The following is an 11,613-nucleotide window of genomic DNA, read 5'->3' as shown; positions in this document are numbered from 1 at the left end:
GTCGTCGTCTCGCGCGACCTGACGCAGGCCCATTACGCCACCGGCATCGCCCACCGGCTGCAGCAGGTGCTGGACGACTGGGGCTTCATGAGCCCGCAGCTGCAGGACCTGTACGACCTGCTCAACAGTGGCCGGGCGCGGCATGCCTTTCCCTTCGACCCGGCCCAGTGCATGGCGCCCCTGCCGCGCGCCTACCAGTGGGCCGACGGTTCGGCCTACCTGAACCATGTGGAACTGGTGCGCCGCGCCCGTGGTGCCGACATGCCGCCCAGCCTGCGCAGCGATCCGCTGATGTACCAGGGCGCCGGCGACGACCTGCTGGGCCCCTGCGACGACATCGTGGTGCCCAGCGAGGCCATGGGCATCGACTTCGAGGGCGAACTCGCCGTGGTCACCGGCGACGTGCGCATGGGCGCCTCGCCCGAGCAGGCGCTGGATGGCGTGCGCCTGCTGATGCTGGCCAACGACGTCTCGCTGCGCAACGTGATCCCGGCCGAGCTGGCCAAGGGTTTCGGCTTCGTGCAGGGCAAGCCCGCCACCGCCTTCGGCCCCGTGGCCGTCACGCCTGACGAACTGGGCGAGGCCTGGCGCGGCGGCCGTGTGCACCTCACGCTGCAGGTGGCCTGGAACGGCCGCACCGTGGGCCTGTGCGAGGCCGGGCCGGACATGCACTTCCACTTCGGCCAGCTGATCGCCCACCTGGCCGCCACGCGCAACCTGCGCGCCGGCAGCATCGTCGGCAGCGGCACGGTGAGCAACCCGGGCGTGCAGGATGCGGCCGGCGGCATGGACTGGCCGCGCGGCTATGCCTGCATCGCCGAGAAGCGCTGCATGGAGACGCTGCAGCACGGCGCCCCGCGCACCGGCTTCATGCAGTTCGGCGACACGGTGCGCCTCGAGATGAAGGGCCTGGACGGCCGCTCAGTCTTCGGCGCCATCGAGCAGGAGGTGGTGCCGCCCGGCGGCCGTCCGGCCACCACGGAGGCGGCGCCGACGCCAGGCTGATCCGGGGCCGCGGCGCCCGCGTAAGGAACGGGCGCCGTCCCATCCCGGCCTCCGGGCGCGAGGCGCCAACATCCGATCCGGAGCTTTCCTGCATGAACGCCACTTCCCTGTCCCGGTCCCCGGGCCTTCCCTCGCGCGGCCGCCAGGCCCTGGGCCTGGCCGGCTGGCTGGTTCTGTGCTTCCTGGCCGCCGGTATCGGCGGACTGGCCTCGGCCAACGCGGCCGGCTTCTACGCCGGGCTCACGCGGCCGGACTGGGCGCCGCCCGCCTGGCTGTTCGGGCCCGTGTGGACCACGCTCTACGCGCTGATGGCCGTGTCGGCCTGGCTGGTCTGGCGGCGCGGCGGCTGGGCGGCCGCGCCCGGGGCGCTGGGCCTGTTCGTCGCCCAGCTCGCGGTGAATGCGTCGTGGAGCTGGTTCTTCTTCGTCTGGCACCTGGGCGCCGTCTCGCTGGCGGTGCAGCTCGTGCTGCTGGCGCTGGTGCTGGCCACGCTGGCCGCCTTCTGGCGCCGCTCGGCGCTGGCGGGGGCGCTGCTGCTGCCCTATGTGGCGTGGCTCGGCTTCGCCACGGCGCTGATGACGGCCGTGTGGCGCCTCAACCCGGCGCAGCTGGGATGAGCGCCAGCGCTCAACTCGCGTAGACCGCGGCCAGCGACCGGAAGCCTTTGACCTCGATCGGGTTGCCGAAGGGGTCGCAGAAGAACATCGTCCACTGCTCGCCCGGCTGGCCCTCGAAGCGCACCTGCGGCGGCAGCACGAAATCGGTGCCGGCGTCGGTCAGCCGCGCCGCCATGGCCTGCCACTGCGGCAGTTCGAGGACCAGGCCGAAATGCGGCATCGGCACCAGCGCATCGCCGACGCGGCCGGTGCGGCTGGTGGCGAAGGGCTCGCCCAGGTGCAGCGAGAGCTGGTGGCCGAAGAAGTCGAAGTCGACCCAGGTGTCGGTGCTGCGGCCCTCGGTGCAGCCCAGCACGCCGCCGTAGAAGCGGCGCGCCTCGTCGAGGTCGCGGACATGGAAGGCGAGGTGGAAGAGGCTGTGCATGCAGCCGATTATGGGCAGCGGCGCCCGGCGGTTTCGGCCGACGCCGCCGGCGCGCCGGGCTCGGGTAAGCTGGCGCGCCCGATGCCGCACCGGCGCCGCTTGCCGGCGCGCGGCGCCGGCGGCCGCAGAGCTTCAACCGCCAGCCAGGAGACGCATCCCATGTCCGACGCCAGCCCCCCGCCCTTCAGCTTCGCCCAGTTCGTGCCAGGCTTCGACTTCCTGCGCAAGCTCACGACCGGCGGCGGCGCCACCGCGGGCGCCATGCCCGGGCTGGGCAGCATGTCGAGCTGGGTCGCGCCCACGCTGAGCGTGGAGGAGATCGACAAGCGCATCCAGGAACTCAAGGCCGTGCAGTACTGGCTGGAGCAGAACGGCCATGCGCTCAAGGCCACCATCCAGGCGCTGGAGGTGCAGCGCATGACGCTGTCGACCCTCCGCGGCATGAACGTGCGCATGGAGGACCTGGCGCAGGCCTTCGCCGATTCCACCACCCGCGCCGCCGAGGCGGTGCGCGAGGCCGCCGCCAGCGCCGCCACGGCCGGGGCCGCCGCCGCGCCGGCCGCGCGCGAGGAAGCCGCCGAGCCCGCCCCGCCGCCGGCCGCGGATGCGCCCGCCGCCGCCGACGCCGGCGCCGCGACCGATGCGCCCGCCGCCGCGCCCGGCGTCATCGACCCGCTGCAGTGGTGGGGCGCCCTGACCCAGCAGTTCCAGCAGATCGCCGGCCAGGCCATCAAGGAGGCCGCCGCGATGCAGATGCCCATGGCCGCGGGCGGCGCCATGGCCGAGGCCATGTCGAAGGCGGCCTCCGCCGCCATGCCCGGCGCTTCCGGGCAGCCGTCCAGGCCGGCCGCGACGAAGAAGAAGGCCGCCGCCCGCAAGACGGGCGCGGCGCGCAAGCCGGCCGCCGCCCGCAAGACCGCCGCCGCGAAGGCGCCCGCGCGCAAGGCCACCGCTGCCGCCGCGCCCGCCACCGCCCGCCGGGCCGGCGGCAACCGGAGCACCGGATGAAGCTCTTTCCCACCGGCCATGCCACCCATCCCGACTGGCGCATGGCCGCCGGCCTGGTGCTGGCCCAGTTGCGCGCCCAGATGGCGCTGCCGGACTACGAAGCCTCGCCCTCGCTCGGCCTGCTCTACGTCACCGACCATTACACCGCCGAGGCCGCCGACATCCTGGACCTGCTGGCGGCCGAGCTGCCGACGGTGAGCGACTGGGCCGGTGCCGTGGCCGCCGGCATCGTGGCCAACGCGGCCGAGTACATCGACGAGCCGGCCATCGGCGTCATGCTGCTGGGCGTGCCCTCGGACCGCTACCGCGTGTTCTCGGGCGTGGCGCCGCTGGCCGCCTCGGGCCATGCGCCGGGCGACGGGCCCAATGCCGGCTTCAGCGCCCGCTGCGCGCTGGTGCATGCCGATCCGCAGACGCCCGAGCTGCCCGAGCTGATCGCCGAGATCGCCGGCCGCACCGACGATGGCCTGCTCTTCGGCGGCCTGGCCTCGGGCCGGGCCGGCGCGCTGCAGTTCGCCCTGGGCGGCAACGGCACCGTGGCCGGGCAGGGCGCCACGCGCGGCGTGTTCGAAGGCGGCCTGTCGGGCGTGGCCTTCGGCCCCGGCGTGGGCCTGGCGACGCAGGTCACGCAGGGCTGCCAGCCGGTGTCGCGCCAGCGCGAGATCACCGGCGCGGACGAGAACCTGCTGCTCACGCTCGACGGCCGGCCCGCGCTGGACGTGCTGCTGGAAGACCTGGCCATCTCGCTGGAGCGCGATCCGCAGCAGGCCATCGACACCGTGCGCGGCACGCTGGTGGGCCTGTCGGCCGCCGGCACCGACGGCGTGCGCATCACCGGCGACCTGGGGCCGCAGGCGCGGGTGCGCCACATCATCGGGCTGGACCCCAAGCGCCGCGCCGTCGCCATCGCCGACCGGGCCGAGGCCGGCATGCGCATGAGCTTCTGCCGCCGCAACGCGCAGGCCGCGCGCGCCGACCTGATGCGCATCTGCGCCGAGATCCGCGAGAGCCTGGAGCCGCAGGAGCAGAGCCTGGCCACCGCGCAGGCCCTGGCGCTGTCGGAGACGGGCGCCGTGCCGCACCCGGCACGGCGCATCGCCGGCGCGGTCTACATCAGCTGCGTGGGGCGCGGCGGCCCGCACTTCGGCGCGCCCAACGGCGAGCTGCAGATCCTGCGCCATGCGCTGGGCGACGTGCCGCTGACCGGCTTCTTCGCCGGCGGCGAGATCGCCGGGCACCACCTGTACGGCTACACCGGCGTGCTGACGGTGTTCACGGCCGAGGCGCCAGAGGGCTGAGAGCCGGACTTGGCGGGGCGCCGAGTTCCTGCCGGTACAGCGCCACCTCCGCTGCCAGCCAGTCGGCAAAGGCCTGCGGCGGCGCGCGCCGGCCGCCAGTCGCGGGCCACACCAGCCAGTACGGATAGGCGTAGGGAACGCGGACGTCGGTCAGCGCCACCAGCTCGCCGCGCTGCAGCAGGCCGTGGACGAGGCTCAAGCGCTCCAGCGCCACGCCCTGGCCCAGACGCACCGCCTCCAGCGTGAGGTTGGAATCGTTGATCCACAGCCCGGTGCGCGGCGGCGGCTCGGGCAGGCCCACGGCGTCGCACCACGGCGCCCAGGATTCGGCGGAGCGCACCGGCGGGCAGGCCAGCACCTCCGCGGGCGTGGCGGGCAGCCGGCCGCCACGGAAATGCGGCGCCGCGACCATCAGCAGTTCGTCGTCGAACAGGTGCTGCTGGCCCAGGCCCGCCCACGGCCCATGGCCCATGCGGATGGCGACGTCGGCGCCGCCCTGGCGCAGCAGGTCCTGCAGGTCCAGGCCGGCCTGCAGGCGGATGCGCTCCTGCGGATGGCGCTCGGCAAAGCGGGGCAGCCGCGGCAGGAGCCAGTGCAGACCGAAGGAGGGAATCACCGACACCACCAGGTCGCCCTCGCGCGGACGCACCCTCAGCAGGCGCGTGGCCTGCGCGATGTCGCCCAGGGCGTCGCGCACCTGCAGGGCATAGAGCCGGCCGTTTTCCGACAGGCGCAGGCCGCGGCCCGCGCGCTCGAACAGGGCCAGGCCCAACAGCGCCTCCAGCTGGCGCAGCTGCTGGCTCACGGCCGAATGGGTCACGTGCAGGGCCTCGGCCGCGCGGGTCACGCTGCCGAGCCGCGCCACGGCCTCGAAGCAGCGCAGGGCTTGCAGGGGCGGCAGGTCGGTCATGGTCGCAAGGGCGTCATTGAAGAAAAACTAACGGATTGGCGCAAAACAAGTCGATGGTGCCACGCCGTGCCCGCCGGTAGATTGCGGATTGCCGGCAACCAGGTCTGCCGAGCGTTCTGAAAGGGAAACTGAAATGATGCAACTGATCGGCATGCTGGACTCGCCGTACGTCCGGCGCACCGCCATCGCCCTGCAGCTGCTGGGCCTGCCGTTCGAATCGCGGCAGGTCTCGGTGATCCGCCAGATGGACGAGTTCCGCCGTTACAACCCGGTGGTGAAGGCGCCCACGCTGGTGCTGGACGATGGCCAGGCGCTGATGGATTCCACGCTCATCCTGATGCATGCGGAAAGCCTGGCCGGCCCGGGCCGCAGCCTGTGGCCGGCGGACGCCGCCGGGCGGGTGCGGGCCCTGCGGCTGACCGGGCTGGCGCTGGCCGCCTGCGACAAGGCCGTGCAGATCGTCTACGAGCGGGAACTGCGCCCCTCCGAGCGGCAGCATGCCCCCTGGTCGGAGCGCATCACGGGCCAGATGCGCGCGGCCTGGCAGCTGCTGGAGGAGGACATGCGCCGCGCCCCCGTGCCGGGCGGTGCGCGCCAGGGCGAGATCGGCCTGGCGGGCATCACCATCGCCGTGACCTGGCACTTCACGCAGCAGCTGGTGCCCGGCGCGCTGCCGCCGGATGCCTTTCCGTTGCAGGCCGCCTTCTCGGCCGAGGCGGAGGCGCTGCCGGCCTTCGCGCGCTGGCCGCACGCTTGAGAGGGTGTGGGCGAATCGCCGACGCTGCCGACGCCGCTTGCGCCGACACGCAGCGGCGCCAGGCCCATGCGATCATCCCCCGATGCATGACCGCTCCGCCGGCGCCATCCGCCTCGTCGCCTTCATCGAAGCCTTCAAGGGCGTGCTCGCGGTGGCCGCCGCGTCGGGCCTGCTCCTGCTGCTGCACCGTGACCTGCGCACGGTGGCCGAGCACCTGGTCCACCACCTGCACCTCAACCCCGCTTCGCGCGAGCCGCAGGTGTTCATCGACTTCGCCGCCCATCTGCAGAACGGCCGGCTGGCGCTGCTGTCGGCGGGTGCGGCGGCCTATGCGCTGGTGCGCTTCGCCGAGGCCTACGGTCTGTTTCGCGAGCGGGCCTGGGCCGAATGGCTGAGCGCCGGCAGCGGCGCCATCTACCTGCCTTTCGAGGTGCTGGCGCTCGTGCGCCACATGCACTGGCTGGACGTGGCCACGCTGACGGCCAACGTGGCGGTGGTGGCGATCATGGTGCGGGCGCTGTGGCGGCGCCGGCGTGCGGCCGCGCCCGGCCTCCCATTGCGGGTCGGTTGACCCGACACCGTTCGGGCCGAGCCCGTCGAAGCCCCGCCACCTGCCTTTCGACCCTCAGCCCACCACGCCGAGCAGCCGCGCCAGATCGCCCGCCGTCTCCGGCCGCGAATCGAAGGCCAGCTGCGACTCCAGCCGCGCCAGGTGCTCGTGCATGCGCCGCGCCGCCTCGGGCGCGTCGCGCAGGCGGATGGCGTCGATCAGCGCCCGGTGCTCGCGGCAGCCGCAGGCCGTCGCCTCCTCGCGCTCGTCGGCATGGGCCGAGCTGTAGGTCATGAGGATCAGCGAGGTGCGCGAGATCAGCTCGCGCAGGATGCGGCCCAGCGTCTGGTTGCCCGAGCGCTCGGCGATGGCGAGGTGGAAGTCGCCCGCCAGCCGGATCGCGCGGCGCATGTCGCCGCTGGCGCGGGCCGTTTCCTCCGCCTCGGCCGAGGCGCGCAGGCGCTGCACGTCGGCGTCGCTGGCGCGGGCCACGAACAGCTCGACCAGCGTCGGCTCGATCAGCCGCCGTGCGCCGAACACCTCGCGCGCCTCTTCCTGCGTCGGCTCGGCGATGGTGGCGCCGCGGTTGGGCGTGAGCGTGACCACCTGCTCGTTGGCCAGCCGCACCAGCACCGGCCGGATGCGGGTGCGCGAGACGCCGAAGGCGCTGGCCAGCTTGTCCTCCACCAGCTTGGTGCCGGGCGGCAGCTTGTGGTCGAGGATGGCCGAGACGATGCGCTCGTACATCTGCGCCTCGGTCAGCGCCGTGGTGGCGGCGGCGGCGGGGCCGCTGTCTTCCGGCGTCATCGGCGGCCCGGCGCCTGGCGGCGGCGCAGCAGCAGGGCCAGGCCCACCGTGAGGCCCATGACGGCCAGCGACACCACGGTGGTGACCGTGCCCAGCGCATAGATGGCCGGCGTGGTAACCGTGGAGGTCAGGCCCTGCAGCTCCAGCGGCAGGGTGTTGACGTCGCCGATGGCCTGCGAGGTGCGGGCGATCTCATCCCAGCTGAGGGTGAAGCCGAACATGCCGATGCCGACGATGGACGGCCCGATGAGCGGCAGCACCACGTGGCGGAAGCTCTGCCACGGCGTGGCGCCCAGGTCGCGGGCGGCCTCCTCGTAGGCGGGATTGAAGCGGTTGAACACGGCGAACATGATGAGCAGGCCGAAAGGCAGCGTCCAGGTGAGGTGGGCGCCCAGGGCCGAGGTGAACAGGCCGAGCGCGGTGCCGTAATTTTCGAGCATGCCGTCCGCCCCCAGCGCGCCGAGTGCCGACTTGAGGCCGGTGTCGATCAGCCGGAACTGCAGGCCGATGCCCAGCGACACGATGATGGACGGCATGATCAGGCTGGCGATGCTCACGTAGAACAGCGCCCCGCCGCCCGCCAGCCGCTTGCGGAAGGCCAGCCCCGCCAGCACCGACAGCCCCACCGTCAGCGCCATCACCGCCGTGCCCAGTGCCAGCGAGCGCCGGAAGGCCGCGCCGATGTCCACCGTGCCCAGCCCCTCGGCCAGTTGCCGGAACCAGTGCAGCGACACCCCCCGCATCGGAAAGGTGAGCCCGCCCTCCGGCCCCTGGAAGGACAGCACGAAGATGGTGAACATCGGCCCGTACAGGAACAGCACGAACAGCACGAACACCGCTGCCAGCGGCCAGAACCCCGGCGCGCGCGCCTCAGAAACCCGAGCCTGCATAGAAGTCACTCCTGTCGTCAATGTCGTTGCTGTCGTTGCCGGCCTTCGCGGGTGGCACCGCGGAACCGGCTCCGCCGGGCCGCTGGTGCCGCCCCCTTGAGGGGGAGGCGCCGAAGGCGCCAAGGGGGTGGGTCACAACTCTTTCCGGATGTCCACCACCCGCGTCAGAGCCCAGATGATCATCAGCACCACCGCCAGCAGGATCACCGCATTGGCCGCCGCCAGCGGGAACTGCAGGTAGCTGGTCTGCACCTGGATGATCTTGCCCACCGAGGCGATCTGCTGGCCGCCCATCACGCCGATGGTCACGAAGTCGCCCATGACGATCGTGATGACGAAGATCGAGCCGATCAGGATGCCGGTGCGCGACAGCGGCACGATCACGTTCCACAGCGTCTGCCAGCCCGAGGCGCCGCAGTCGTCGGCCGCTTCGAGCAGGCTGCGGTCGATGCGCATCATGCTGTTGAAGATCGGCACGATCATGAACATGGTGTAGAGGTGCACGAAGGCCAGCACCACCGAGAAGTCGGAGAACAGCAGCCAGTCCACCGGCTCCTGCACCAGCCCCAGGCCCATCAGCGTCTGGTTGACCAGGCCGTTGCGGCCCAGCAGCGGCACCCACGAGATCATGCGGATCACGTTGCTGGTCCAGAAGGGCACGGTGCACAGCACGAACAGCAGCGTCTGCATGCCCGGCGAGCGCACGTGGAAGGCCAGGAAGTACGCCACCGCGAAGCCCAGCAGCAGCGTGATCGCCCACACCAGCAGGCAGAACTTGAAGGTGGACAGATAGGTCGACAGCGTCACGCACAGGTCGCCGTTGTCCGTGAGGTGCGAGCAGCCCTCGAAGATCGCGAGGTAGTTGCGCAGCGAGATGGCGGGAATCAGCTCGTACTCGTTGAAGTCCCACAGGCTGACCATGCCGATCAGCACCAGGGGCACCACGAAGAACAGCAGGAACACCAGCGCGAACGGCGCCGCCTGCCACCAAGGCCTGACCCCGCCCTCCATCGGCGCGGGCGCATGGACGCTGGATGCGGGAGCACTCATAGGTCGTTTCCAGGGCGTTGAACGCCACTCCGTGCTGCATGAACCGGGACGGCGTCAAGGATCGAATGGCTGCACGCGAAAGGCGCGCTGCTCCCTCTCCCCTCGCGGGAGAGGGCCGGGGAGAGGGGGCAGCGGCGCTGAAAAGGCGCAAGGGCGTGCCGATGCGTGCGCCCCCTCTCCCCAACCCCTCTCCCGCGAGGGGAGAGGGGCTCAGGGCAGATCGGTTCAGGACGCTTCATGGGGGCCAAGGACATGGACGCCGGCAAGCGCAGCGAGCCGCCGCGGGAGCACACGCGGAACCGGCTTTGCCGGGCCGCTGGGTGCGCCCCCTCGTAGGGGGTAGGCGGAGCGAAGCGCAGCCTGGGGGTCGAATTCGCCGCCGCCGTCAGGCGGCCACGAATTCGTTCCACTTCCTCACCATGTATTCGTTCTCATCCATCACCGCGTTCCAGCACGCGATGCCGCCCATGCGCTGCTCGTAGCTGCCGCCGTCGCGCACGCTGCCGGCCTTGGCGATCACCACGCCCTGCGGGCTCTTGATGTCCTGCGCGGCCGGCTTGCCTTCCATCCAGTAGGCCCATTCGTAGGGTTCCATCTTGGCCTTGGCCGTCTCCAGCACGGCGCTGTAGTAGCCCTGGCGGTTGAGGTAGGCGCCGGCCCAGCCGTCGAGGAACCAGTTGATGAACTCGTAGGCGCCGTCGAGCTTCTTGCCCGACAGCGTGGCCGGCAGGCCGAAGCCCGAGGCCCAGGCGCGATAGCCTTCCTTCAGCGGCTGGAACACGCAGTCGATGCCCTTGCTGCGCACGGCCGTCACGGCCGGGCTCCACATCGACTGGATCACCACCTCGCCCGAGGCCATGAGGTTGACCGACTCGTTGAAGTCCTTCCACAGCGCGCGGAACTGGCCGGCCTTCTTGGCCTCGATGAGCGTCTTGATCGTCAGGTCGATCTCAGCCTTGCTCATGTTGCCCTTGTCCTTGTACTTGTGGAGGCCCTTGGCCTCCACCACCATCGCCGCGTCCATGATGCCGATGGAGGGGATGTTCAGGATCGCGGCCTTGCCCTTGAACTCGGGGTTGAGCAACTCGGCCCAGCTGTCGATGGGGCGCTTGATCAGGTCGGGGCGGATGCCCAGCGTGTCGGCGTTGTAGGTGGTGGGGATCAGCGTCATCCACTGCGTGGGCGCCTTGGCGAAGACCTTGCTCTTCTCGCCTTCCAGGAAGATCACCTTCTTGGGCGCCGTGCCCTGGTCGCCGACCATCTTGCCGGCCACCTCGCCCTTGGTGAAAAGGGGCGTGATCTTGTCGGCGTTCTTCACGCGCTTGACGTCGATGCCCTTGAGGTTGCCGGTGGGCACGATCTTCTTGAGCGAGAAGAACTCGGTGTCGATCAGGTCGAAGCTGTTGGGCGCGGTGACGGCGCGCTTGGTCACGTCGTCGGTGGTGACGGCCACGTACTGGATCTCGATGCCGGTGTCGGCCTTGAACTTCTCGGCGATGGCCTTGTCCTGGTTCACCGCGGTGCCCAGGTAGCGCAGCACCAGCTTGTCCTGCGCATGGACGAAGGGCGCCGCGCCCGCGGCCAGGATGCCGGCCATGCCGGCGCCGCCCTGGATCAGGCGGCGGCGCGAAAGGCCGGGGGTGCGGGGATCGAGCGTGTCGGACATCGGGAACTCCTTCGTTGGCGGATGAGAAATGCGCGAGCGCGGTTGAAAAAGGAAGAGGGAGAGCGGGTAGAGACGATGGCGCGTGGTTCAGGCCGGCAGCGCATGCGCTTGGTGCGGCGCCCAGAACAGCTGCACCGCTTCGCCCAGGGCATAGGGCCGCTCGGCGAAGCGGGCCTCGGGCAGCATCACCGACACGCCATTGGCGCCCGCGGCGTCCTGCGCCTGCAGGCCGAGCAGCACGTAGGTGCCCTGGTATTCGACGTCGGTGATGGTGGCGCCCAGGCCGTGCGGCGCCATGGCGGGCACCTCGGATGCCGCGGGCTGGATCTGCAGGTGGTCGTTGCGGACGGCGACCTTGCCCGCGCCGGTCTGGATGACGTTGTGGCCGCCCATGAAGCGCGCCACGAACTCGGTGGCCGGCGCGTTGTAGACCTCGTGCGGCGAGCCGACCTGCTCGATGCGGCCGTGGTTCATCACCACCATGGTGTCGGCCAGCGCCATCGCTTCTTCCTGCGAATGGGTGACGTGGATGAAAGTCAGGCCCAGCTCCTTCTGCCAGCGGCGCAGCTCGGCGCGCATCTGCACGCGCAGGAAGGGGTCGAGGGCGGAGAGCGGCTCGTCCAGCAGCAGC

At 71.4% G+C, this 11,613-nt stretch carries 13 protein-coding genes; 6 read left to right on the top strand and 7 right to left on the bottom strand.

Annotation, left to right across the window (positions count from 1 at the left end; translation table 11 throughout):
- Both NS331_RS20180 and NS331_RS20175 read left to right on the top strand, forming a co-directional pair.
- On the top strand, positions 1 to 1,005 hold a 1,005-nt coding region (locus tag NS331_RS20180), incomplete at its 5' end, for a fumarylacetoacetate hydrolase family protein (RefSeq protein ID WP_058643746.1).
- Positions 1,006 to 1,097: 92 nt separating this feature from the next.
- Entirely contained in the window at positions 1,098 to 1,622 is a 525-nt protein-coding gene (locus tag NS331_RS20175) for a TspO/MBR family protein (protein ID WP_058643745.1), read from the top strand.
- 10 nt (positions 1,623 to 1,632) lie between these two features.
- Here the strand turns inward: NS331_RS20175 and NS331_RS20170 are convergent, their stop codons facing one another.
- The gene (locus NS331_RS20170; RefSeq protein ID WP_058643744.1) at positions 1,633 to 2,046 is read right to left on the bottom strand and encodes a VOC family protein; all 414 of its coding nucleotides are present in this window, start codon (positions 2,044 to 2,046) and stop codon (positions 1,633 to 1,635) included.
- Positions 2,047 to 2,205: 159 nt separating this feature from the next.
- Here NS331_RS20170 and NS331_RS20165 point away from each other — a divergent pair, with 159 nt between their 5' ends.
- The gene (locus NS331_RS20165; RefSeq protein ID WP_058643743.1) at positions 2,206 to 3,054 is read left to right on the top strand and encodes a PhaM family polyhydroxyalkanoate granule multifunctional regulatory protein; all 849 of its coding nucleotides are present in this window, start codon (positions 2,206 to 2,208) and stop codon (positions 3,052 to 3,054) included.
- Entirely contained in the window at positions 3,051 to 4,352 is a 1,302-nt protein-coding gene (locus NS331_RS20160) for an FIST signal transduction protein (RefSeq protein ID WP_058643742.1), read from the top strand. The genes NS331_RS20165 and NS331_RS20160 overlap by 4 nt, the downstream gene beginning before the upstream one ends.
- Here NS331_RS20160 and NS331_RS20155 read toward each other — a convergent pair.
- Complete coding sequence (locus NS331_RS20155; RefSeq protein ID WP_058643741.1) at positions 4,327 to 5,262, bottom strand: LysR substrate-binding domain-containing protein; 936 nt, start codon at positions 5,260 to 5,262, stop codon at positions 4,327 to 4,329. The genes NS331_RS20160 and NS331_RS20155 overlap by 26 nt on opposite strands.
- 136 nt (positions 5,263 to 5,398) lie before the next feature.
- On the opposite strand from NS331_RS20155, the gene NS331_RS20150 reads away from it, so the two are divergent.
- Both NS331_RS20150 and NS331_RS20145 read left to right on the top strand, forming a co-directional pair.
- Positions 5,399 to 6,019 (top strand): glutathione S-transferase family protein, encoded by a 621-nt coding sequence (locus NS331_RS20150; protein WP_058643747.1) that lies wholly within the window; start codon positions 5,399 to 5,401, stop codon positions 6,017 to 6,019.
- Positions 6,020 to 6,101: 82 nt separating this feature from the next.
- The gene (locus NS331_RS20145) at positions 6,102 to 6,590 is read left to right on the top strand and encodes a DUF2127 domain-containing protein (RefSeq protein ID WP_058643740.1); all 489 of its coding nucleotides are present in this window, start codon (positions 6,102 to 6,104) and stop codon (positions 6,588 to 6,590) included.
- A 54-nt stretch (positions 6,591 to 6,644) separates the two neighbouring features.
- On the opposite strand, the gene NS331_RS20140 is transcribed toward NS331_RS20145, so the two are convergent.
- The 5 genes from NS331_RS20140 to NS331_RS20120 all read right to left on the bottom strand — a co-directional run.
- The gene (locus tag NS331_RS20140) at positions 6,645 to 7,376 is read right to left on the bottom strand and encodes a GntR family transcriptional regulator (RefSeq protein WP_058643739.1); all 732 of its coding nucleotides are present in this window, start codon (positions 7,374 to 7,376) and stop codon (positions 6,645 to 6,647) included.
- Complete coding sequence (locus NS331_RS20135) at positions 7,373 to 8,266, bottom strand: ABC transporter permease (RefSeq protein ID WP_058643738.1); 894 nt, start codon at positions 8,264 to 8,266, stop codon at positions 7,373 to 7,375. Before NS331_RS20135 ends, NS331_RS20140 begins: the two co-directional genes overlap by 4 nt.
- A 132-nt stretch (positions 8,267 to 8,398) precedes the next feature.
- Entirely contained in the window at positions 8,399 to 9,316 is a 918-nt protein-coding gene (locus tag NS331_RS20130; protein ID WP_058643737.1) for an ABC transporter permease, read from the bottom strand.
- A gap of 385 nt (positions 9,317 to 9,701) precedes the next feature.
- Positions 9,702 to 10,982: an ABC transporter substrate-binding protein gene (locus NS331_RS20125; protein WP_058643736.1), complete on the bottom strand. Its 1,281-nt coding sequence runs from the start codon at positions 10,980 to 10,982 to the stop codon at positions 9,702 to 9,704.
- 87 nt (positions 10,983 to 11,069) lie between these two features.
- Positions 11,070 to 11,613, bottom strand: a 544-nt coding sequence (locus NS331_RS20120) for an ABC transporter ATP-binding protein (protein WP_153012951.1), incomplete at its 5' end; no start/stop codon positions are given.

It is taken from the genome of Pseudacidovorax intermedius (assembly GCF_001476815.1).
Classification (GTDB): Bacteria; Pseudomonadota; Gammaproteobacteria; order Burkholderiales; family Burkholderiaceae_C; genus Xenophilus; species Xenophilus intermedius_A.
The sequence above is the reverse complement of the archived record's forward strand: the minus strand, read 5'-3'. Positions and strand labels throughout refer to the sequence as shown.